At 65.3% G+C, this 21,295-nt stretch carries 20 protein-coding genes; 5 read left to right on the top strand and 15 right to left on the bottom strand.

Features of this window, described 5'->3' with window-relative positions:
• Positions 1-163 precede the first annotated feature (163 nt).
• The 4 genes from glyA to ACRWQA_RS05510 all read right to left on the bottom strand — a co-directional run bounded on the left by glyA (position 164) and on the right by ACRWQA_RS05510 (position 6,469).
• A complete protein-coding gene (gene glyA, locus ACRWQA_RS05525) occupies positions 164-1,429 on the bottom strand; it encodes a serine hydroxymethyltransferase (RefSeq protein WP_263580805.1) in 1,266 nt (421 codons plus the stop codon).
• A 114-nt stretch (positions 1,430-1,543) separates the two neighbouring features.
• Positions 1,544-2,959: an aq_1923 C-terminal domain gene (locus ACRWQA_RS05520; RefSeq protein WP_434228805.1), complete on the bottom strand. Its 1,416-nt coding sequence runs from the start codon at positions 2,957-2,959 to the stop codon at positions 1,544-1,546.
• 160 nt (positions 2,960-3,119) lie between these two features.
• A complete protein-coding gene (locus ACRWQA_RS05515; protein ID WP_434228807.1) occupies positions 3,120-5,723 on the bottom strand; it encodes an ABC transporter permease in 2,604 nt (867 codons plus the stop codon).
• A complete protein-coding gene (locus ACRWQA_RS05510; RefSeq protein ID WP_263580808.1) occupies positions 5,720-6,469 on the bottom strand; it encodes an ABC transporter ATP-binding protein in 750 nt (249 codons plus the stop codon). Before ACRWQA_RS05510 ends, ACRWQA_RS05515 begins: the two co-directional genes overlap by 4 nt.
• Here ACRWQA_RS05510 and ACRWQA_RS05505 point away from each other — a divergent pair.
• On the top strand, positions 6,468-7,181 hold the full coding sequence (locus tag ACRWQA_RS05505; RefSeq protein WP_434228809.1) for an arylesterase: 714 nt from the start codon (positions 6,468-6,470) through the stop codon (positions 7,179-7,181). The genes ACRWQA_RS05510 and ACRWQA_RS05505 overlap by 2 nt on opposite strands.
• Here the strand turns inward: ACRWQA_RS05505 and ACRWQA_RS05500 are convergent.
• Complete coding sequence (locus ACRWQA_RS05500) at positions 7,172-8,062, bottom strand: DMT family transporter (protein WP_434228834.1); 891 nt, start codon at positions 8,060-8,062, stop codon at positions 7,172-7,174. The genes ACRWQA_RS05505 and ACRWQA_RS05500 overlap by 10 nt on opposite strands.
• A gap of 26 nt (positions 8,063-8,088) precedes the next feature.
• Positions 8,089-8,358, bottom strand: coding sequence for an Rdx family protein (locus ACRWQA_RS05495; RefSeq protein ID WP_263580809.1), 270 nt, complete (start codon positions 8,356-8,358; stop codon positions 8,089-8,091).
• A 54-nt stretch (positions 8,359-8,412) separates the two neighbouring features.
• Between ACRWQA_RS05495 and ACRWQA_RS05490 the strand changes: the two genes are divergently transcribed.
• From ACRWQA_RS05490 to ettA, 4 genes are all read left to right on the top strand, one after another.
• Positions 8,413-9,726, top strand: a complete 1,314-nt coding sequence (locus ACRWQA_RS05490) for an MFS transporter (protein ID WP_434228811.1) — start codon at positions 8,413-8,415, stop codon at positions 9,724-9,726.
• An 88-nt stretch (positions 9,727-9,814) separates the two neighbouring features.
• Complete coding sequence (locus tag ACRWQA_RS05485; RefSeq protein ID WP_263580811.1) at positions 9,815-10,249, top strand: PAS domain-containing protein; 435 nt, start codon at positions 9,815-9,817, stop codon at positions 10,247-10,249.
• 183 nt (positions 10,250-10,432) lie between these two features.
• A complete protein-coding gene (locus ACRWQA_RS05480; protein ID WP_263580812.1) occupies positions 10,433-10,651 on the top strand; it encodes a PA3496 family putative envelope integrity protein in 219 nt (72 codons plus the stop codon).
• 165 nt (positions 10,652-10,816) lie between these two features.
• The gene (ettA, locus tag ACRWQA_RS05475; RefSeq protein ID WP_434228814.1) at positions 10,817-12,478 is read left to right on the top strand and encodes an energy-dependent translational throttle protein EttA; all 1,662 of its coding nucleotides are present in this window, start codon (positions 10,817-10,819) and stop codon (positions 12,476-12,478) included.
• A 105-nt stretch (positions 12,479-12,583) separates the two neighbouring features.
• On the opposite strand, the gene ACRWQA_RS05470 is transcribed toward ettA, so the two are convergent.
• The 9 genes from ACRWQA_RS05470 to surE all read right to left on the bottom strand — a co-directional run bounded on the left by ACRWQA_RS05470 (position 12,584) and on the right by surE (position 21,292).
• On the bottom strand, positions 12,584-12,742 hold the full coding sequence (locus ACRWQA_RS05470) for a DUF1328 domain-containing protein (protein WP_104202220.1): 159 nt from the start codon (positions 12,740-12,742) through the stop codon (positions 12,584-12,586).
• 149 nt (positions 12,743-12,891) lie between these two features.
• Positions 12,892-13,806: an LpxL/LpxP family Kdo(2)-lipid IV(A) lauroyl/palmitoleoyl acyltransferase gene (gene lpxL / locus ACRWQA_RS05465; RefSeq protein WP_263580814.1), complete on the bottom strand. Its 915-nt coding sequence runs from the start codon at positions 13,804-13,806 to the stop codon at positions 12,892-12,894.
• A 42-nt stretch (positions 13,807-13,848) separates the two neighbouring features.
• Complete coding sequence (gene alr, locus ACRWQA_RS05460; RefSeq protein WP_434228816.1) at positions 13,849-14,967, bottom strand: alanine racemase; 1,119 nt, start codon at positions 14,965-14,967, stop codon at positions 13,849-13,851.
• 129 nt (positions 14,968-15,096) lie between these two features.
• The gene (locus ACRWQA_RS05455; protein ID WP_434228818.1) at positions 15,097-16,566 is read right to left on the bottom strand and encodes a TolC family outer membrane protein; all 1,470 of its coding nucleotides are present in this window, start codon (positions 16,564-16,566) and stop codon (positions 15,097-15,099) included.
• A gap of 116 nt (positions 16,567-16,682) precedes the next feature.
• Positions 16,683-17,669, bottom strand: a complete 987-nt coding sequence (gene rpoS / locus ACRWQA_RS05450) for an RNA polymerase sigma factor RpoS (RefSeq protein WP_263580817.1) — start codon at positions 17,667-17,669, stop codon at positions 16,683-16,685.
• A gap of 145 nt (positions 17,670-17,814) precedes the next feature.
• Positions 17,815-18,903 (bottom strand): peptidoglycan DD-metalloendopeptidase family protein, encoded by a 1,089-nt coding sequence (locus tag ACRWQA_RS05445; RefSeq protein WP_434228820.1) that lies wholly within the window; start codon positions 18,901-18,903, stop codon positions 17,815-17,817.
• Positions 18,896-19,882, bottom strand: coding sequence for a DUF368 domain-containing protein (locus ACRWQA_RS05440; RefSeq protein WP_434228821.1), 987 nt, complete (start codon positions 19,880-19,882; stop codon positions 18,896-18,898). The genes ACRWQA_RS05445 and ACRWQA_RS05440 overlap by 8 nt, the downstream gene beginning before the upstream one ends.
• Positions 19,879-20,559 carry a protein-L-isoaspartate(D-aspartate) O-methyltransferase gene (locus ACRWQA_RS05435; RefSeq protein ID WP_263580820.1) on the bottom strand — a complete coding sequence of 227 codons (681 nt, stop codon included), beginning with the start codon at positions 20,557-20,559 and terminating at the stop codon, positions 19,879-19,881. The genes ACRWQA_RS05440 and ACRWQA_RS05435 overlap by 4 nt, the downstream gene beginning before the upstream one ends.
• A complete protein-coding gene (surE, locus tag ACRWQA_RS05430) occupies positions 20,546-21,292 on the bottom strand; it encodes a 5'/3'-nucleotidase SurE (protein WP_434228822.1) in 747 nt (248 codons plus the stop codon). Before surE ends, ACRWQA_RS05435 begins: the two co-directional genes overlap by 14 nt.
• Positions 21,293-21,295 lie beyond the last annotated feature (3 nt).

Raw genomic sequence — 21,295 nt, 5'->3', positions numbered from 1 at the left:
CGCTGTGGCTTTCCTGCTCCCAGCTTACCGAAACCCCGCGCGTTTCAGCAGAGGCAAAAACACGGCTTTGGTCAGATTCGAAGTAAAAAGCTGCCGGAAACGCTGCGCCCCGCGTCGCTCAAAACGTCGCGGGGCGCAGAAGAGCCTTTTCAGCTCAAAAAATTCAGCGATAGACAGGGAAACTCGCGCAGACGGCTTCGACCTTGCCCTTCACTTCCGCTTCGATACCAGCGGTATCCCCGCCCTTGGCCATGGTATCGAGGATGTCGCAGATCCAGCCGGCCAGCTCACGGCACTCGCTCTCGCCGAAGCCGCGTGTGGTCACCGCCGGGGTGCCGATGCGCAGGCCGGAGGTGACGAACGGGCTCTGCGGGTCGCCGGGCACGGCGTTCTTGTTGACGGTGATGTGGGCTCGGCCCAGGGCGGCATCCGCGTCCTTGCCGGTCAGGCCCTGCTTGATCAGCGAGAGCAGGAACAGATGGTCCTCGGTGCCGCCGGAGACCACGTCATAACCGCGCTCGATGAACACGCCGGCCATGGTCTGGGCGTTCTTGACTACCTGCTGCTGGTAGCTTTTGAACTCGGGCGCCATGGCCTCCTTGAAGCACACCGCCTTGGCGGCGATGACGTGCTCGAGCGGGCCGCCCTGGCCACCCGGGAAGACGGCGGACTGCAGCTTCTTCTCGATCTCCGCGTCGCCTTCGCTGGACAGGATCAGGCCGCCGCGCGGGCCGCGCAGGGTCTTGTGGGTGGTGGTCGTGACCACGTGGGCGTGGGGCAGCGGGGTCGGGTAGACCCCGGCGGCGACCAGGCCGGCCACGTGGGCCATGTCGACCAGCAGGTAGGCGCCTACCTCGTCGGCGATCTCGCGGAACCTGGCCCAGTCGATGATCTGGGAGTAGGCGGAGAAACCGGCAATGATCATCTTGGGCCGATGCTCGCGGGCAAGCCGTGCCACTTCCTCGTAGTCGATGCGGCCAGTGTCGTCGATGCCGTACTGCACGGCGTTGTAGTGCTTGCCGGAGAAGTTCGGCTTGGCGCCGTGAGTGAGGTGCCCACCCGCGTCGAGGCTCATGCCCAGCACGGTGTCGCCCGGCTTGACCAGCGCCTGGAACACGGCGCCGTTGGCCTGGGAGCCGGAGTGGGGCTGGACGTTGGCGTAGCTGGCACCGAACAGCTGCTTGGCGTAGTCGATGGCCAGTTGCTCGACGATGTCGACGTACTCGCAGCCGCCGTAGTAGCGCTTGCCGGGGTAGCCTTCCGCGTACTTGTTGGTCAGTTGGCTGCCCTGGGCTTCGAGCACCCGGGGGCTGGCATAGTTCTCGGAGGCGATCAGCTCGATGTGCGCCTCCTGGCGAGCGACCTCTTTTTGCATCGCATCGAACAGGGCATCATCGAAACCGGCAATCGTCATGTCACGGCGGAACATCGGCGGGAAACCTCGCATCACGGGGAGAATCGGGATGCGCCATGATACCCCAGCCCATGACGGCTTTCACATGAAAGGCCGTCATGGACGCGTGCAGAAATACTCATGCTGGGTTTAGCGGGTCTCGACTTTTACGTTGAGCTTACTCGGCACCCCCAGCGGATCGTCCGTATAGCTGGACATGGCGCTCTCCGCAGGCAGATTCGCCCGCACCTCGAGCTCCTTGGCAGAGCCTTCCAACAACTCCACCAGCCCCAGCAGAATCGCCTGCACTTCCGGGCCGAACATCATGCCGAGGCCCTGGGCCTGGGTGCGTGCCTGCTCGATGTACTGCGCCTCGGTAGTGCCCTCCATGGCCGCCCCCAGGGTGGCCAGGCGCGCAAACAGCCCCTTGTCGGACAGGTTCAGGCGCATGTCGCCACCTAGCAGGGTTGCGCGCTCCAGCCACTCGGTATCGGCGAAGGCATCGGCCGGTGTCACGCCCGACGGCAGCACCACCGGCAGGTTGATGTTGAGCAACAGGCGCAGGGCGTCCTGAACGTCGACCTGACTGTCGCTGACCAGCACGCTGTGTTCGCCCTCGTCTTTCCAGTTGCCGAGAAGGGCGGCATCCAGCCGCAGCTCGCCGCTGCCGTCGGTCAGCACATTGTTGGCCATGCGCAACTGGGTGCGCTCCTCCTCGGGAGCGAGTTCGATCATCCGAGCCAGGTCGACGTGCAGGCGTTCGAGGCGCAAACCGCCCTTGCCGTCGTCGAAATCGCCATCGACATCGAGCAGGGCGAGGCTGCCTACCAATTCACGCGCCTCCACGGCCAGGTCGCTCAACAACAGCGAGGCCAGCTTCTCCTCGCCTTCGGTATCAATGCCGGTCAGCCCTTCGAGGCGCAGCGAGGCCAGGGTGAAGGAGCCCGAGCCGAACTCATCCAGATTTTCGGCCGCCCCGGCCACGCCGGTGAGCTCGAGCATACCGATGGCGTCGTGGGACAGCGATTCGCCGCGTATCCGTTCGATGGTCATACGACCCTGGCCGTGCTGCAGGGGCGTGTCGAAGAAGAGTTCCTCGGCGAGCTCCGAAGCCAGTTCGATCACGATGCCGTCGACGGCCAGGCTGCCGAGGCGCAACTCCTCCGGATCCAGTTGCGCACGCAGCGGAAACACGGCTCGCGGTGGCTTCCCCATGACGATGCGTTCCGCACTCATCAGGGTCAGTTCGGTGAGGCTATCCTCGATACGAATGCCCTCCAGCGTCACCTCGTCGGGAGCGTCGTAGTCACCGCTGACGATATAGCGCTCGATCAGCAGGCGCTCGCCCTCCTCGGCTTCGAAGACGATGTCCTCGGCAGTGACGCGGGAGCGCAGCATGCCACTCGAGACCTCGCCCAGCGAGAGGGTGCCGCCCTCGCCGAACAGCGCCCGCAGGTCGGCCTCGAGTCGTTCGGCATCGGCGGCTGCGACACCGCAGGCGCCCATGAGCGTAGTGAAGGTCAGCATCTGGCCCAGGCGAATCGCCTGGGAGCGAAGTGCGTACATCGACATCACCTCCAGTGAACGGGCTTGGGGGTAGGACAGGTGGCGATGTCAGCCAGCGCCACGATTACACAGTGTAACCGTAAAGGTGCTCTCACAGCGGGCCGGCGGGCGACGCCGGCCAATGGCGGTTCAACGCACCTGGCCGGCGCCGCCGATCAGGTCAAGCCTCCCCCAGCAGACCGAGGCTCGCCGCCGGCGCCTGCTTGCGCAGCCCACGCGACAGGGCATGACCGATGGCACCGATCAACAACGCACCACCGACCGGCAATGCCAGCCACAGCCAAGGATGCAGTCTTGGTGCCAGATCGAGCCAGGCGACGTAGATCCCGGCGGTGGCCAGCTCGGCCAGCAGTGCTCCCATCAATCCGCTGGCCAGCCCCAGGATGGCGAACTCGGCCCCCTGCACGCGGGAGATGAGGCTTCCCCCGGCACCGAACACGCGCAGCAGGCCGCTCTCGTGCGCCCGGGCCGGGCGGCTCGCCGTCAGCGCCGCGTAGAGTACGCTCACCCCGGCCAGCAGCACGAAGGCCAGCACCAGTTCCACCGCCCGGGTTACCTGGGTCACTACGTCTCTCACCTGGGCCAGGATGGCATCGATATTGAGCAGCGAGACTCCGGGGAAGGTCTGCACCAGGTAGCGTAGCGTCTCGCCCTCGCCGGGATCGAGGTGGAAGGCGGTAATGAAGCTATGGCCGAAGCGCTCCAGTACCCCGGGTGGGAAGATCACGAAGAAGTTGGGCCGAAAGCTGTCCCAGTCCAGGTTGCGCAGGCTCGCCACCTCGGCGACGATCTCCTCGCCGCCGATGGTGAAGGCCATGCGATCACCGAGCGTCAGGCCCAGACGTTCGGCCAGGCCATCCTCCAACGAGATCGGCACCGCGTGATCAAGGGGCTCGGCATCCACGGCACCGAGCCAGCCGGATTGCCCATCGCCATTCTGCAACGCGTCGAACCACTGGCCGGCCACGACCCGGTTGCCCTCCGGCAGCTCGGCCTGCCAGGTGAGATTGAGTTCGCGGCGCAACGAGCCATCACCGCGCGACTCCGTCGGCACGGCCTCGCGGGCCGGCTCGCCGTTGATCGCGGTAAGGCGCCCTCGCACCATCGGATACAGCGCCGTGCGGTCGTCGGCATTGGCCTCGAGGGCCTCGACAAAGGCGTCGCGCTCACCGGGCTGGATGTTGATGGCGAAATAGTTGGGTGTGTCCTCGGGCAACTGATCCTGCCAGGTCGAGAGCAGGTCCCCGCGTACCAGGGCGATCATCGCCATGGCAAAGAAGGTCACCGCGAAGGCAAGCAACTGGCCCAGGCTGGCGGCGCGCCGCCGGGCCAACTGACGCCCCCCGAGGCGTACGGCCTGGGACAGGTCGCCCTGCCCCCCGCCGCCCTGGGGCAGGCGAGCCGCCAGACGCAGCACCATGCCGAGCATCAGCGACCCCAGCCCCCACAGCACCACCAGCATGACCAGCCCGCCGACCAGCAACGACGCCGCCAGGCCGAGATCACCGGAGTAGAGCCACAGCAGGCCGCCGAAGACCAGGCTGGCCACCAGCACCACCAGCCAGGCCGAGGCCGGCAGCGGATCGAGTTCGCGGCGCAGCACCTTGAGCGCGCTGACCCGCTTGAGACGCAGCAGGGTCGGGCCGGCGAAGCCGACCAGCACCGCCAGCGCCGTCAGCACGCCAAGCCATAGCGGCAACCAACCTGGCGACGGCAGGCTGAGCGGCAGGAAAGTCGTCAACAACGCCAGCAGCGCAGCCTGCCCGGCCAGACCCAGCAGTGCCCCCAACAGCGATGCCGCCAGCGCCAGCCACATCAGCTGCAGCGCGAAGAGCCAGGTCAGGTCGCGCTGGGTAGCGCCGAAGCAGCGCAGCAGCGCCGCGGTATCGAGGTGCCGCTCGACGTAGCGCCGCGTGGCCATGGCCACTGCCACCCCGGCCAGCAGCACGGCCGCGAGCCCCGCCAGGCTGAGGTACTTTTCGGCGCGCTCCAGCGCGTTGCCGAGCCCCGGTCGATCACGCCTGACGTCACGCACCTCGACGCCATCGCGGCGCAGCCGCTCTAGCAGTGGCCCCAGGGATTCCAGCGCCTGGGGCGGGCCGGCGGCAAGCAGCTCGAACTCCACCCGTGCGCCCGGCTGCACCAGATTGGTAGCATCGAGATCCTCGACGTGCAGCATCAGGCGCGGATTGAAACTGCCGAAACCGGCGGATTGGTCCGGCTCGCGCTCGACCAGGCCGGTCAATGTCAGTTCACTCTCGCCGACCTGGATTCGATCTCCCAGCTCGGCCTCGAGCAGCAGGGCCAGGCGTGGCGCCAACCAGGCCTCGCCGGGGGCAGGCCCGTGGTTCACGCTTTCGATGCCCTCGCCGCGGTCGACCTGGACCCCGCCATAGTGTGGGTAAGCGTCGTCGACTGCCTTCAGGCTCGCCGGTTGAAAGGCCTCGCCGAGGCTGACCATGGTGACCATGTCGATCTGGTCGCTCAGGCTCAGGCCGGCCTCCTCCAGGGTGCGGCGTAGCTCATCGTCGAAGGGGCGCCCCTGTTCGAGCACCAGGTCGCCACCGAGCAGTTGCCCGGCCTGCCGGGTCAGGCCTCGATCCAGGCGATCGAGGAAGAAACCAATCATGGTCGAGGCGGCCACCGCCAGCGCCAGGGCGACGAACAGAGCGCGTACGTCGCTGGCACGCAGGTCGCGCAGCAGCCCGCGCCCGGAAAGGCGCAGCAGGTTGGCGCCGGCTGATCGGGACGGCGGCCGGCTCATGCATCCACCTCGTCGCGCACGAGCTCGACCAGCCGCCCCTCCTCCAGCCGCAGGCAACGGTCGCAGCGTGCCGCCAACGCATGGTCGTGAGTCACCAACACCAGGGTGGTACCGGCCTCACGGTTGAGCTGGAACAGCAATTCGATGATGCGCCCCCCGGTGGCCTGATCCAGGTTGCCGGTGGGTTCGTCGGCGAAGACCAACTCGGCCCCGGTGACGAAGGCGCGGGCCAGCGCCACCCGCTGCTGCTCGCCGCCTGAGAGCTGCTTGGGCAGGTGCTCCAGTCGTTCGCCGAGGCCGACTCGGGTCAGCCAGTCACGAGCCCGGGTCGAAGCGTCGGGTAGCGGTGAAAGCTCCAATGGCAGCAGCACGTTTTCCAGCGCCGTCAGGGTCGGCAGCAACTGGAAGTTCTGGAACACGAATCCGACCCGGCCGGCCCGCAGCTGTGCACGCCCATCCTCGTCGAGCTGGCCGAGAGTCTTGCCGAACAGTGCAAGCTCGCCGCTGCTGGGCTGGTCGAGGCCGGCCAGCAGGCCAAGCAGAGTCGACTTGCCTGCCCCACTCTGCCCCAGGATCGCCACGCTCTCCCCGGGGAACACTTCGAGTTCCAGACCACTCAGAATGGTGAGTTGCCGCTCGCCGCTCACGACCTGCTTGCTCAGCTGTCGAGCGTGTAGAATCGGTTGGACATCGCGCCCGGATGCGGGGGCAAGCGTAACAGCGTCAGAAGTCGAGGAGTCGGTCATGGTGAAAGGTTTCCCCATTGGTCTGGTAAGAGAGAGTTACGCCCGCCTCGCCCGGTGGCGTTCCTGCCCCGGCGGCATGGCCGGCACGCTGCTGCTCACCCTATGGCTGGCGACTACCGCCGTTCTGGCCGATGAGCGACCGGTCCTGCTGGTGATGGGCGACAGCCTGAGCACCGCCTACGGCATCGAGCAGGACGCAGGCTGGGTCAGCCTGCTCGAAGAGCGACTGGACGGCAGCGCACGTGTGGTCAACGCCAGCATCAGCGGCGAAACGAGCAGTGGCGGTGCGAGTCGCCTCCCCGAGCTAATCGGACAGCACGACCCCGACATCGTTCTGCTCGAGCTGGGCGGCAACGACGGCCTGCGCGGCCTGCCGCCGCGCCAGTTGGAAGCCAACCTGGCCGACATGATCGAGGTCAGCCAGGAAGCTGGCGCCGAGGTGCTGCTGCTCGGCATCGACATACCGCCCAACTACGGGCAGGCCTACCGTCGCGCCTTCACGGACGTCTTCACCCGCCTGGCCGATACCTACGATACGCCACTGATCCCCTTCCTGCTCGAAGGCGTGGCGCTCGAGGAGGGCATGATGCAGGACGACGGCATCCACCCCACCCGCGACGCCCAGCCGATCATCCTCGACAACGTCTGGCCCGAGCTTGCCGCGCTGCTGGAGAGCAACGGCGTGGAGCTGGCCGAAGCCACTCACGACTGATCCGCTGCGCTCGGGCTCTTCTGCCATTGTTGCAGCCCGAGCCCGCCGAGAATCAGCACCAGCCCGATCAGGGTCGAGGCCAGGATCGGTTCACCCACCACCAGATAGAGAAGTAGCAACGAGACCGGCGGCGACAGGAAGATGAGGTTGGAAACCCGCGCCGTACGCGACACTCGATGCACGGCCAGTTGCCACAGCACGAAGGCGATCCCCATTTCGAACAACCCCACGTAGACCCCAGCCCCCAAGGCCGGCCAACCGTGCCAGGTGAAACCGGGGCCGAACAGCATCAGCAGCGTGAGTACCGGCAGGCCGACGCCGAAGTTCTGCCACTGCGCCACCAGCGGCGGGCGCCGGTCGCGCACGTTGAGCAGCCAGTAGAGCGCCCACAGCAGCGTGGAGGCCAACGCCAGACCCACGCCCAGCGGGTCGGCAAAAGCCACGTCGTAGACCCGGCCGCGGGTGGCGATCACCCACACACCCGAGTAGGCGACAAGCCCCGCCAGCACGTCGATGCGAGTAAGGCGCTGGCCCAGGATGGGTACCGCGAGGAAGGCCATGGCCAGTGCCCAGGTGTAGTTGAGAGCCATGGCCTCCTGCCCGGGCAAGCGGTCGTAGGCGCCGAACAGCACCAGGTAGTAGGCCACCGGGTTCATCAGCCCGGCCCAGGCGGCGGTGCGCCAGCCGCGGCGCAATGCCTCACCCAGCAGGCCCTGGCGAACCACCAGCATGCCCATCAGCAGCCAGGACACCAGCGACGCCAGCCACATCAGCTCGAGCGGCGACATGTAGGTCAACGCCACCTTGAAGGCGGTGGCCACGGTGGACCACAGCGCCACCGCCCCCAGACCGAACAGAATCGCCTGGCGATCCTGGTTCAGCGCCTGGGCATTAGCTGCCTCCGCTCTCATCGGTCGATGTGCCCCAGGTCGCGCCCCGGGGCGAGGCGGTCACGCACCCGCTGCTTGAGTTGCTTGCTGTCGGGGAAGCCACCGTCGCGCTTGCGTTCCCACAGCGACTCCTCATCGTAGAAGATCTCGAAATACCCCCCATGGGAAGGCACCAGGGCCACCTCCTCCAACTCCTCGCCGAAGGTCGAGAGCAGTTCCTGGGCCAGCCAGGCACTGCGCAGCAGCCACTGGCACTGAGTACAGTAATGGATGCGGATACGTGACATGCAAGGACCCTGTCGCAACAATGAAAACTCGATGATAGCAGCCAAGGAGCCCGAATGACCGAGCGCGAGATCAGTCAGGCGCGCCTGTACGAGTGGCTGACCGGCGACGAAGACAGCCGCATGTGTCGAGACATCTCCGACGAAGCCTGCCAGGAGCAGCCGCGCAACTTCTTCCTGCACCTGTTCGCCGCGCTGGGCAACAAGCTGGCCGACGAGCTTTCCAGTGCCCGTCTGGTGCTGCCCTGGCTGCTCGGGGTGATCGGCGCCCCACTGTGGATGGTCGGGCTGCTGGTGCCGATTCGCGAATCGGGCGCCCTGCTCCCGCAACTGTTCGTCGCCGGCTTCATCCGTCTCAAGCCCCGGCGCAAGTGGGTGTGGGTGGCGGGCGGCAGCCTCCAGGCACTGGCCGCTGCCATGCTGGCCCTGCTCGCGCTGTTCGGCCAGGGTGGCCTCGGCGGCGGCATGGTGCTGGCCACGCTGGTGGCGCTGTCGCTGGCGCGGGGGCTCTCTTCCATCGCCACCAAGGATGTGCTGGGCAAGACCATTGCCAAGCGCCGCCGCGGCAATCTCATGGGTTGGAGTGGCAGCGTGGCCGGCGCCGTCACCTTGGCGGCCGGTGGCGTACTGATGCTTTTCGAGGATCGCCCCGGCGAGCTGGCCCTGGCAACCCTGCTCGGTGTCGCCGCGCTGGGCTGGGCGCTCAATGCCCTGTGCGCGGCGCGCATCGAAGAGGCGCCGGGCGCGGTGGAGGGTGGCGAGAACGCCTGGAGCAGTATCAAGCTGGGGCTGCGCCTGCTGCGCGACGATCGCGACTTCCTGCACTTCAACCTGTCGCGCGCGCTATTGCTGGCCAGCGCCCTGGCATTGCCCTACGTGGCCTTGCTCGGTCAGCAGCAGAGCGGCACCGAGCTGGGCGGCCTGGGGGTGCTGATCGTGGTCTCGGGCCTTGCCGGCATGGTGGCAAGCCCCGTCTGGGGCAAGCGCTCCGACGCCTCGAGCCGCCGCGTGCTGCGTGATACCGGCCTGGGTGCCGCGGCCTGCTGCCTGCTTGGCGCAAGTATTGCCTGGCTGCCCGGCGAGTGGACGGCCACGGTATGGCCCTACGCGCTGGTCTACGCCCTGCTGGTGATCGTCCATGCCGGCGTACGCCTGGGCCGCAAGACCTACCTGGTCGACATGGCAGGCCAGGACCGGCGTGCGCTCTACGTAGCGCTGTCCAACACCATTACAGGCGCAATGATGCTGCTGGTGGGCGGCATGACGGGACTGCTGGCACAGTGGCTGGGTACCGACTGGCTACTGGTGGCGCTGTCCGCCATGGGCCTGGCCGCTGCCGCCTCGGCCACGCGCCTGCCGGAAGCCGAGTAACCTGCGGCGTTGTCAACGTGGCGAAGGCTGGCCATGATGTAGCATAGTGACGTAGCGTAACTGCCGAGTCCCAGCCAGGAATGCCTGAATGAAACGCACCCCTTTGATCAGCCCGGAACTGCTCGAACGCATCGTCGATGCCTCTGAGGACGGCATCGTGGTCGCCGAGCAGGAGGGTGACGAGAACATTCTCATCTACGTCAACCAGGGTTTCGAGCGGCTCACCGGCTACAGTACCGACGAGATTCTCTACCAGGATTGCCGCTTCCTGCAGGGAGATGATCGCGACCAGCCAGCGCTGATCAATATCCGCAAGGCCCTGAGCGAGGGGCGCCCGTGCCGCGAAGTCCTGCGCAACTATCGCAAGGACGGCACCATGTTCTGGAACGAGCTGTCGATCACACCGGTTTTCGATGCCGACGACAATCTGACCTATTACATCGGCGTGCAGAAGGACGTCACGGAACGCGTCGAGGCCCAGATGGAGCTGGAACGGCTCAAGGCCGAGCACGACCGCTCCTGATTGGCTGCGGCGTTGTAAAAAATTTCCTCAAGGGCTTGCTCTCGGCTCCTCCCGGATATATATAGCCGTCAGGTGCCAGCCATTGGTGCCGATGGCGCTTCAGGTCCGTCGCTTCGGACGCGAAGCGAATTTGCGACACGTCGATCGCAGGGCGGTCGACACCGGGCCATGGGAGGATTTCGCATGAGCCATGAACCCCTTGTCAACGACACTCACGACGACGACCAGGACTTCCTCGAAGCAGTGAACGACGAGGAGTACGTTCGCCCTCGCGCCTCCAGCCGCGCCGACACCCTGCGTGCTCGACGCCGCGTCGAGGCCCTGCTGGAAGAGCGACGCCTGCAGCGCGCCATCGAAGACGACTGGATGCTGCTCGGCGAAGAGGAGGAGGAAGAGGAGTAAGCTCCCCCTGCACGAGGCATCCGCCGGGTGCCTCGTCAAGCAAGTCCATCACCGAAACACAACACGGGACGTAGCGCGAAGCGGTCCTGCACTGCAGCGCTGGCCTTTGCCCGGCACGGCCACTATCATCGGAGCCACTGAAACCCTCAACCCCAGTGGAATTCCATGGCGCAATACGTCTTCACCATGAATCGGGTGGGCAAGGTCGTTCCGCCCAAGAAGCAGATCCTCAAGGACATCTCGCTGTCCTTCTTCCCGGGTGCCAAGATCGGCGTGCTGGGCCTCAACGGCGCCGGCAAGTCGACCTTGCTGCGCATCATGGCCGGAGTCGACAAGGAGTACGAGGGCGAGGCGCGCCCCATGCCCGGCATCAACATCGGCTATCTGCCCCAGGAACCTCAGCTCGACGACGAGAAGAACGTCCGCGAGACCGTGGAAGAGGCCCTGGGCGAGATCAAGGAGGCTCAGGCCAAGCTCGACGCCGTCTATGCCGCCTACGCCGAGCCGGATGCCGACTTCGATGCCCTGGCCGCCGAGCAGGCGCGCCTGGAGAACATCATCGAGGCCGCCGACGCCCACAATCTCGAGCGCAAGCTGGAAGTGGCCGCCGAGGCGCTGCGCCTGCCGCCCTGGGATGCCCAGGTAGGCAACCTCTCCGGGGGTGAGCGTCGCCGCGTGGCGCTGTGCCGGCTGCTGCTCTCCAGCCCCGACATGCTGCTGCTCGACGAGCCCACCAACCACCTGGACGCAGAATCCGTAGCCTGGCTAGAGCGTTTCCTGCACGACTACCCGGGCACTGTGGTGGCGATCACTCATGACCGCTACTTCCTCGACAACGTGGCCGGCTGGATCCTCGAACTCGACCGCGGCTACGGCATCCCGTTCGAGGGCAACTACTCGCAGTGGCTGGAATCGAAGGAGAAGCGTCTCGAGCAGGAGGCCAAGCAGGAAGCCTCGCGCCAGAAGGCGATCAAGCACGAGCTGGAGTGGGTACGCAGCAATGCCAAGGGCCGCCAGGCCAAGAGCAAGGCACGCCTCAATCGCTTCGAGGAGATGCAGTCCGGCGACTTCCAGAAGCGCAATGAGACCAACGAGATCTACATTCCGCCCGGCCCCCGCCTGGGCGACAAGGTCATCGAGTTCCATGGCGTGTCCAAGCGCTTCGAGGACAAGCTGCTCTACGAAGACCTCACCTTCACCGTGCCCAAGGGCGCCATTGTCGGCATCGTCGGTGGCAACGGTGCCGGCAAGTCGACCCTGTTCAAGCTGATCACCGGCAAGGAGCAGCCGGACAGCGGCGAGGTGGTGGTCGGCGAGACCGTCGATATCGCCTACGTCGAGCAGCTGCGCGACGCGCTGGACGACAGGCAGACGGTATGGGAAGCAGTTTCAGACGGTCAGGACATTCTCAACATCAACGGCTACGAGGTCTCCTCGCGCGCCTACGTCGGCCGCTTCAACTTCAAGGGCAACGACCAGCAGAAGTTCCTCAAGGATCTTTCCGGTGGTGAGCGTGGCCGGCTGCAGCTGGCCCAGACTCTCAAGCAGGGCGCCAACGTGCTGCTGCTCGACGAGCCGTCGAACGATCTGGACATCGAGACCCTGCGCGCCCTGGAAGAGGCCCTGCTCGCCTTCCCCGGCTGTGCCCTGGTGATCTCCCACGACCGCTGGTTCCTCGACCGTATCGCCACTCACGTTCTCGCCTTCGAGGGCGATTCCCAGGTGGTCTTCTTCGAAGGCAACTACACCGACTACGAGGCGGATCACCGCAAGCGGGTCGGCAACGATACGCCGCATCGCATGAAGTACAAGCGCATCGACGCCTGATTCACGGCGCCATTCGGCAAAGAACGAGGCCTCGGATCAGCGAGGCCTCGTTCGTTTCAGTTGCTTCTTTCGAGAAAGGAGAATAATCGCTGAGTGGCATCCTCGTCACGGTCGCCGTCCGGTGATGAGCGAGACGATGAACAGCACGATGAACAGGAAGAACAGGATTTGCGCGATGGTGGTAGCCGCTCCCGCGATACCGGAGAACCCCAGCACACCCGCAATAATGGCGATGATCAGGAACAGCATTGCATTGCCGAGCATAACAGACCTCCTTGACTGTCTTGGCGCCATCCCAGGCGCAGTTACCCAATCAGGTGACTTTTAGCCTTGCGTGAGCTGAACGAACCGTCAAGTTACCGCACGTTACACCTTGTATCCTCACCTTCCCGACGTACGCTCTTCGAGCCCGCTCAATACAAGCCGGGTTCCCCCTTCGGCCGGGTCTTGAAGCGCCGATGGAGCCACATGTACTGCTCCGGGTGCTTGCCTATCGCCTGCTCGATGAAGGCGTTGACCAGTGTCGCGTCCCGCACTTCATCGCCACTGGGAAAATCTTCGAGGGCCGGACGGCATTCGATGGTGTAGGTGCGGTCGTCGGGGTTGCGATGGAACATCAACGGCACCACCGATGCGCCGGTCATGCGCGCGATCTTGGCAGTCAGACGGATGGTCGCCGCTTCGACACCGAATAGCGGGGCGAAGACGCTGACGTCACGGCCGAAATCCTGGTCGGGAGAGTACCAGACCAGGTGCCCTTCCTTGAGTCGACGCACCACGCCGCGCAGGTCGTGGCGGTCGATCGTCTCACCGAAGATACGGCGACGCCCTCGGGTCATGAAGCGGTCGAACAGCGGATTGTTATGCGGCCGGTAAACAGCATCGGCCGTGAAGTAGAGCGAGTGCAGCGCCCCGCCCAGATCCAGCGTTGAAAAGTGAATCCCGACGATCAACACGCCCTTGCCCCTGGCACGGGCCTGCTCCATGTGGTGCCGCCCTTTGAAAGTCACCCGATGGCGCAGGTGTCGCGGGTCGCGGCACCATCCCGTGGCGGTCTCGAGAAGGCCGATGCCGTTGGCCATGAAGGTGTCGCGTATCAGCCTGTCATGCTGGGCGTCACTGAGCTCTGGGAAACAGAGCCGCAGATTGGTATCGACGATGTGTCGGCGACGCGGCACCGCAAGCCAAGCCAGCAGGCCCAGGCCACGGCCTATCGCCAGTTTGAGCCGCCAGGGCAGCCAAGCACCGACCCACATGCAACCGATGGCCAACCAGGCCGGCCAGAAGCGAGGATGGGCGAAGGAAGCGGGCCAGTTTCGCTTGGACATGCGGGGTTCCGTTCAGCTCGAGTTGTGCGTAGGCGGTGGCGCTCAGACGTGCCGCGAATAGCGTCTGGGCACTCGCGGCAGAATGCCGGTCAACAGCGTGTAACTGATGGTATCGCAATGCCGGGCCACCTCGTCGACCGAGAGTACCGCACCATGACGGGATCTCCCCCACAGCACCACCTCGGTGCCGATATCGGCCTCGGGGATGTCGGTGACATCCACCGTCAGCATGTCCATCGACACCTTGCCGGCCAGCACCGTGCGTTGCCCGGCCACCAGCACCGGGGTGCCATCGACGGCATGCCGATCATAGCCATCGCCATAGCCACAGGCCACCACGGCGATGCGTGAAGGCCGTGGCGCCCGCCAGCGGCCGGCATAGCCCACCGGCTCACCGACGGCCAGGTCGCGAACGGCGATGATCTCGGAACGCAGCGTCATCACCGGCTCGAGCCGGCGGCTGGCCTCGCTGGGCCGTTCCAGCGGATCGCTGCCGTACAGCATCACGCCGGGGCGAACCCAACTACCATGTGCCTGGGGCCAGGCCAGGGTCGCCGGCGAGTTGGCCAGGCACAGCGGGGCGTCGAGCCGCTTCGCCAGCGCCCGCATGCACGCTAGCTGGCTGTCGAAATAGGTCGAGTCGAGCGCGTCGGCGGTGGCGAAGTGGCTCATCAGCATCAGGCCTGTGACACACGGGGGCGCGGCGGCCAGTCGCTCCCAGACCGCGACCGCCTGCTCGGGAGGAAAACCCAGCCGATGCATGCCGGAATCGACCTTGAGCCACACCGGAATCGGCCTGGCCGGACGATACGCCAGTAGCGCCCTCACCTGCCATTCGCTGTGCACCGCCATCCATAGCCCCAACGCTTCGACACGAGCCAGCTCCTGCGCCTCGAAGATACCTTCGAGCAGTACGATCGGCGCTTCGACACCACCTTCACGCAAGGCCTCGGCTTCCTCCAGGCAGGCCACGGCGAAGGCCGGCGGGCGCTGGCCTTCGGGCAGCGACTCCAGGGCGCGGGCGCACTCCGCGGCACCATGGCCGTAGGCATCGGCCTTGATCACGGCCAAGGCCCGGCTGTCGCCGGCCAGCTCTCGGGCCAGCGCATAATTGTGACGCAGGGCGTCAAGATCGATATCGGCAACCAGCGGCCTGGACATGGCAACCTCCATGGGTGAAATAGCGCAAAATTATCTTTTATATTCGAAGCTATTTCACGAAGAAAACCACCGATTTCTCGGTGGTTTCTGGAATTTAACACCACAATTCAACAAAAAATCAGCCATTCATCATGAAGGCGCCTGCGGGCGCTCACCGATGTTCATGACGGGGTCGTCGTTGACCTCGTCGGGGAGCTCCAGCAACACGCGCTCCTCCTCGGAGAGCCAGGCATTGACGGCCTGGATCGAGTCCGGCCCGAGCAACCCTGCCTGCTGCTGCAACTGCAACAGACCGAGGACATAGTCGTAGCGCGCCTCGGCATGCTCGGCGATGGCATTGAACAGGTTCTGCTCGGCATTGAGTACATCGACGATATTGCGCGTGCCCACCTCATAGCCCGAACGCGTCGCTTCCAGGGCGCTCTGGTTGGAAACGATCGCCTGACGCCGTGCCTCGACCGTTTCCACGTCGTTGTTCACACGGGTGAACAACGAGCGCACCTGCTGAATGGTGTCGCGCCGCTGGGCCTCGAAATCGTACTGGCTGGCCTCGAGCAGGAAGCCGCTCTGGCGAATCTGCGCCTGGGTCGAGCCACCGGTGTAGAGCGGCAGACTGGCACGCAGGCCGACCTGGCTCTCCGACTGATGATTGGTCCCGGTGCGATCGGTATCCGACCAGCCATAGTTGGCGAAGGCCGACACCACCGGCAACTGGCCGGCCCGAGCCACGTCGACGCTGCTACGCGCCACCTCGATGCCGGCCTCGGCCGACAGCACCAGGGGGCTGTTGGCCATGGCCAGCTCCACCCACTCCTCGCGATCCGCCGGCACGGGGCGGGCAATGGGTACTTCGTCATCCAGCGCATCGATGCTGTCGTAGCGATGCCCGGTCAGTCGCTCCAGCGCCTCGAAGCTGACCTGCATCGCCCCTTCCGCGGCGAGGCGCTGGGCGCGGGCCAGGTCGTAGGAGGCCTGGGCCTCGTGGACGTCGGTAATCGCGATCAGCCCCACCTCGAAGCGCTCCTGCGCCTGCTCCAGTTGCCGGCTGATGGCGGCCTCCTGGGCGCGTCGCGCGCTGAGTACGTCGTGCGCCCGCAGAATCTCGAAGTAAGCGTTGGCCACGTTGAAGAGCAGCTGCTGAGCCGCCGCGTCGACCCCCAGGGCGTCTCGATCGATCTCACGCTCGGCCCGCTCGAGCTGGGCGCGACGGGTCGGATCGAAGAGAGCCTGCTCGGCATCCAGGCTCAGGCCGACACTGTTGACCGTATCGTCCTGGGCGGCGCCGAACCCAGCGTCTCCTCCCCCTTGCCCGGGCACTTGAGCACCCACCTGGCCCTCAAAGGAGCTCGAATAGACGCGTGAATGGGCGGCGTTACCGCCAATGGAGATCTGGGGCAACAGGGTGCCACGCTGTACGTCCCGTGCGGCTTCGGTGGCCCTGAAGCCAGCTCGGGTGGAGCTCAATTCGGCATCGTTGTCGAGCGCGTCCTGGGCAATGGTCCAGAGATCGGCAGCCTGGGCGTTGGCGGCCATGGCCATACCGACGAATACGGCCAGGCCGTGGCGGCGAAAACACCTGGAGATGGGGGAGCGGAGCATTGGTTCTTTTCCCTTGTTCGACCCTGCATGGTAAGGATGCTAATGATAACGCATCAGCATGCAGAAAATATGCAGCCGGTCCTTCCGACCGGCTGCATCTTGGCGCATCGATTCCGCTACTCGTTGAAGATGTTGTCCATCGAGAGGCCCTGCTTCTCGAGTACGCGGCGCAGCTTCTTCAGCGCCTCCACCTGGATCTGGCGCACCCGCTCACGGGTCAGACCGATCTCGTCGCCAACCTCCTCCAGCGTGGCCGCCTCGTGGCCGCGCAGCCCGAAGCGGCGCACCACCACTTCCATCTGCTTCTCGGTCAACTCCGCCAGCCAGTCGTCGACATGCTGCTTGACGTCGATGTCGACCAGCGACGACTCGGGGCCCTGCTCATTGTCGTCGGCCAGGGTCTCGATCAGCGGCTTGTCGCTGTCGCCGCCCATGGGGTAGTCCACCGAGGAGACACGCTCGTTGAGCCCCATCATCTTCTTCACCGCCTCGACCGGCTTGTCGAGGTGGTCGGCGATCTCTTCCGGGGTGGCCTCGTGATCCAGCTTCTGGGTCAGTTCACGTGCCGCCCGCAGATAGATGTTGAGTTCCTTGACGACGTGAATCGGCAGCCGGATGGTACGGGTCTGGTTCATCAGCGCCCGCTCGATGGTCTGGCGGATCCACCAGGTGGCGTAGGTGGAAAAACGAAAGCCGCGCTCGGGGTCGAACTTCTCCACCGCCCGTATCAGACCGAGGTTACCCTCCTCGATCAGGTCGAGCAGGGTCAGTCCCCGGTTGAGATAGCGCCGGGCGATCTTGACCACCAGCCTGAGATTGGACTCGATCATCCTGGCCCGGCCCGCGGGGTCGCCCTTCTGAGCCAGGCGGCCGTAGTAGACCTCCTCTTCGGGGGTCAACAGAGGCGAGAAGCCTATCTCATTGAGATATATCTGGGTGGCGTCTAGGCTATGATGGTAGTGCTTGTCCTCGCGACTCAGCGCCTTCTCGAAGGCAGCGTCATCGTCACTGACCGAATTGTCCGATTCCGCCTCGAGGTCCTGCTCCGCCTCGGTGACGTCATCGAGATCCACATCCTGAAGGTCCCGTTCAAGTATGCTCATCGGTTGCTACCCCGTGGTTTCGTCCTGAAATGCCTGTTGCTCTGGCATGGCTTGTAGCACGCAGAGTTCTATTGTTATGACTCCTCATGGTACCAACGGTACCGATGCCCACCTGATGGTCCGATGACGGCAACCGCTATGTAGACTACCGTTCCGGCAAGAATTTCAGGGGGTCCTGAGGCTGGCCATCCTTGCGCACCTCGAAGTGCAGCCTGGCACTTTCAGCATCGCTATCGCCCATCGTGGCGATCACCTGACCCGCTTCGACCACATCGTTCTCCGTTACCCGAAGACTGTCGTTGTGGGCATAGGCGCTCAGGTACTGGTCATTGTGCTTGAGCAGGATGAGGTTGCCGTAGCCCCGCACCCCACTACCGGCATAGACCACGATACCGGGTCCGGCTGCTCTCACAGGTTGCCCCTTTTGCCCGGCGATATCAATGCCGGCGGTGATGCTTCCACCTTCACCGAAACGGCCGACCAATTCACCGTCGGCGGGCCACTGCCAGGGGACTTCAGCTACCGGCGTATAGGTACGACCACTGCTCTCGGGTTGACGTTCCGGTTCCCCTGCCACTTGGGTGCCGGCATCTGCCGAAGGCTGGGCCGCCGGTTCCTGCTGTGCCTCGGGCTCGGACTCGGGCTGCGCGGCGATGGCCACCTCGGGCTCTACCCTGGGCTCCGGCTCACGCTCCGGCTGGGCTTGCGGCTCCGTCTGGGTCTGGGTCTGGGTCTGGGTCTGGGCGATACTCTGCGCACCAGCCACCGCGGTATCGCTGGGTACGCTCGTCCCGCCTTCGAGAGGTTCGGCCGTCAGCCTTCGATTGCGCTCAATGGCCTCTTGATCCGGCAGCAGCCAGTCGTCGTCGCCCGATTGGGTTGCGGTTGCGGTACCGCCGCCGAGAGCAGTGGCCGTTGCAACCTGGGCGCTCCCCAGCTCATTGGAACGGGCCCCGCCGGAGGGCGCGGCTTCTCCTTCGCCCAGGCGCAGTTGCTGTCCAGGCTCGATGCGGTAAGGCGGGCCAATCTGGTTGAGCCTGGCCAGGTCGCGATAGTCCATATCGTGACGCCAGGCGATGCCATACAGGGTGTCGCCTGACTCGACAGTGTAATGGCTGGCCGATGCTCGCTCGCGACTCACCGAGAGATCACGAACTTGAGGAGTGGAATACTCCTGGACGGCGCAGCCGGCCACTGCCATGGCAACGGCCGAGACGAGAAATACCTTACGCATTGGAGCCCTCCTCCTTGTCAGACGATGTGTGAGAGCCGTTCCCTGCCTTGCCGGGTGCGCTGCCCCCCGAATGGTGGCTCAGTGCCAGTACCAGAGCCGCCCCGACCAGCATGGCGACCACCACGGGCACCAGCAGGCCAGGCTCCCCGGTCAGGTTGGCGTAGTCCCCGGGCATCAGGTAGCGGTAATCGAGCGGGATCACCTGTCCCTCGGGACCGAGCTGATAGCGTACCAGCTCGCGCCAAGGCCACAGTACCGGCAACGAGCCGACGATGAAGCCGACCAGCAGTTGCAGGGTCGCAGTGTGATAGTGACGCAGCAGCCAGGAGAGCAGCCGCGAGAAGCCGAACAGGCCAATCAGGCAGCCCACTGCGAAGGTCGAGAGCAGCGCCAGGTCGAAGCTGCGAATCCCCTGCATCACGGTGCCGTAGAGCCCCATGGTCAGCAACAGGAAACTGCCCGAAACACCTGGCAGCAGCAAGGCGCTGATGGCAATCGCGCCGCCGATGACCAACACCAGCGATGGGTTGCCCAGTTGGGTGACAAGGGGCATCAGCGATGGCAGTCCATGCGCCAGTACCAGACCCATTACCAGTGGAATCAGGTGCCACAGCTTCCAGTCTGCCGGATGACGGCCCACCACGATGGCCGAGGCCGCTACCAGGCCGAAGAAAAAGCCGTTGAGCAGCAGTGGGTAATCCTCCATGAGCCAGACGACCAGATGCGCCACGCTGACCAGGCTGGCTCCGATACCGAGCAGCAGCGGTATCGCAAAGGCCAGGTTGAGGTGGGCGAAGAGCCCTGCCAGGCCGCCGCGGCGCCAGGCTGAGAACGCGCTGGGGCCAAACTGCTTGATGGTATGAATGAGTTCCTCGTAGATGCCCGTGATGAAGGCAATGGTACCGCCGGAAACCCCGGGCACGGCATCGGCCGCCCCCATGCCGGCGCCCTTGAGGAAGACACTGAATTGTCGCTTCAACGAATCACTCCTTGCAGCAGCGGCACGAAACGCACGCGCTCCAGCCGCTGAACGTCATGTTGAGAACCCGCGCGGCGCACCCGGGTCAGCCACTGCTCGCCGTTGGGATCGGCCAGCGGCAGGATCATCACGCCCTCTTCGGAAAGCTGCGAGATCAATACCTCGGGCAACTCGTGGGCACAGGCGGTGAGCAGCACGACGTCGAACGGCGCCGCCTCCTGCCAGCCATGGCCACCATCCGCCAGGCGCAGACGCGCATTATGCGCTTGCAACAAACGCAGCCGCTTGGCTGCCCGATGATGCAAGGCATTGATTCGTTCGACCGACCAGAGTTCCGGCACCAGCCGCGACAGGATCAGCGTCTGGTAACCGGAGCCGGTGCCGATCTCCAGCACGCGCCCAGGCGCCTCCTTCATCACCAGTTCGGTCATGCGCGCCACCATCCACGGCTGGGACAGGGTCTGCCCATGACCGATGGGCAGCGAGGTATCCTCATAGGCGCGGTGGGCCAGCGCCTCGTCGAGAAAGAAATGGCGTGGCTCGGCGGCCATCACGCGGAGCACGCGTTCGTCGACGATGCCCTGCCTGGCCAGGCGCGCCACCATGCGGTCGCGGGTTCGCTGCGACGTCATGCCGACGCCGCGCAACAGCTCGGGTAATTGCTCAGGTGAATGCATCCAACCAGCCCTGCACATCCGCAATGGCCGCACGCTGCGTCAAGTCGGTCTGCAGCGGCGTGATCGAAACGTAGCCCGCCTCGATGGCGGCAAAATCGGTATCCGGCCCATCATCGGCATTCTCTCCCACGGCCGCAATCCAGTAGCGCAAACGGCCCCGTGGGTCGCGTACCTCCATCGGCCGCTCCGCCGGGCCGCGGTAGCCCATGCGAGTCACGCGGAAGCCCTGGATCTGCTCCCAGGGCAGGTCCGGCACGTTGACGTTGAGCAGGCTGCGCGGCGGCAGCGAGAGTTGGTCGGCCGCGCCGACCAGGCTGGCCGCCACGCGACCGGCAGTGTCGAAATGACGCGAACCCACCAGCGACATGGCAATGGCCGGCATGCCCAGGTTACGGCCTTCCATGGCTGCCGCCACGGTCCCGGAATAGAGCACGTCGTCGCCCAGGTTACCGCCGTGGTTGATCCCCGAGATCACCAGGTCGGGGCGCTCGTCCCATACCCCGTTCACGCCCAGGTAGACGCAGTCGGCCGGCGTGCCGTCGACACAGTGGAAGCCGTTGTCCAGCGAGGTCAACGCCAGGGGGCGGTTCAGGGTCAGCGAGTTGCTGGCGCCGCTGCGGTCGCGATCGGGCGCCACCACGCGCAGCCGAGCATGAGACTCCAGGGCCTCGTACAGGGCGCGAAGGCCCGGCGCATGCACACCGTCATCGTTGGAAAGCAGGAGTCTGCGCATTTG

Source organism: Billgrantia sp. C5P2 (assembly GCF_051062895.2).
Note: the sequence above shows the minus strand (reverse complement) of the source record. Positions and strands in the feature narration are given on the sequence as shown.

Coding starts and splice junctions, on each gene's coding strand:
- glyA (WP_263580805.1), bottom strand. CDS start 1,429: ATGTTCCGCCGTGACATGACGATTGCCGGTTTCGATGATGCCCTGTTC.
- ACRWQA_RS05520 (WP_434228805.1), bottom strand. CDS start 2,959: ATGTACGCACTTCGCTCCCAGGCGATTCGCCTGGGCCAGATGCTGACC.
- ACRWQA_RS05515 (WP_434228807.1), bottom strand. CDS start 5,723: ATGAGCCGGCCGCCGTCCCGATCAGCCGGCGCCAACCTGCTGCGCCTT.
- ACRWQA_RS05505 (WP_434228809.1), top strand. CDS start 6,468: ATGGTGAAAGGTTTCCCCATTGGTCTGGTAAGAGAGAGTTACGCCCGC.
- ACRWQA_RS05510 (WP_263580808.1), bottom strand. CDS start 6,469: ATGACCGACTCCTCGACTTCTGACGCTGTTACGCTTGCCCCCGCATCC.
- ACRWQA_RS05495 (WP_263580809.1), bottom strand. CDS start 8,358: ATGTCACGTATCCGCATCCATTACTGTACTCAGTGCCAGTGGCTGCTG.
- ACRWQA_RS05490 (WP_434228811.1), top strand. CDS start 8,413: ATGACCGAGCGCGAGATCAGTCAGGCGCGCCTGTACGAGTGGCTGACC.
- ACRWQA_RS05485 (WP_263580811.1), top strand. CDS start 9,815: ATGAAACGCACCCCTTTGATCAGCCCGGAACTGCTCGAACGCATCGTC.
- ACRWQA_RS05480 (WP_263580812.1), top strand. CDS start 10,433: ATGAGCCATGAACCCCTTGTCAACGACACTCACGACGACGACCAGGAC.
- ettA (WP_434228814.1), top strand. CDS start 10,817: ATGGCGCAATACGTCTTCACCATGAATCGGGTGGGCAAGGTCGTTCCG.
- ACRWQA_RS05470 (WP_104202220.1), bottom strand. CDS start 12,742: ATGCTCGGCAATGCAATGCTGTTCCTGATCATCGCCATTATTGCGGGT.
- lpxL (WP_263580814.1), bottom strand. CDS start 13,806: ATGTCCAAGCGAAACTGGCCCGCTTCCTTCGCCCATCCTCGCTTCTGG.
- alr (WP_434228816.1), bottom strand. CDS start 14,967: ATGTCCAGGCCGCTGGTTGCCGATATCGATCTTGACGCCCTGCGTCAC.
- ACRWQA_RS05455 (WP_434228818.1), bottom strand. CDS start 16,566: ATGCTCCGCTCCCCCATCTCCAGGTGTTTTCGCCGCCACGGCCTGGCC.
- rpoS (WP_263580817.1), bottom strand. CDS start 17,669: ATGAGCATACTTGAACGGGACCTTCAGGATGTGGATCTCGATGACGTC.
- ACRWQA_RS05445 (WP_434228820.1), bottom strand. CDS start 18,903: ATGCGTAAGGTATTTCTCGTCTCGGCCGTTGCCATGGCAGTGGCCGGC.
- ACRWQA_RS05435 (WP_263580820.1), bottom strand. CDS start 20,559: ATGCATTCACCTGAGCAATTACCCGAGCTGTTGCGCGGCGTCGGCATG.
- surE (WP_434228822.1), bottom strand. CDS start 21,292: ATGCGCAGACTCCTGCTTTCCAACGATGACGGTGTGCATGCGCCGGGC.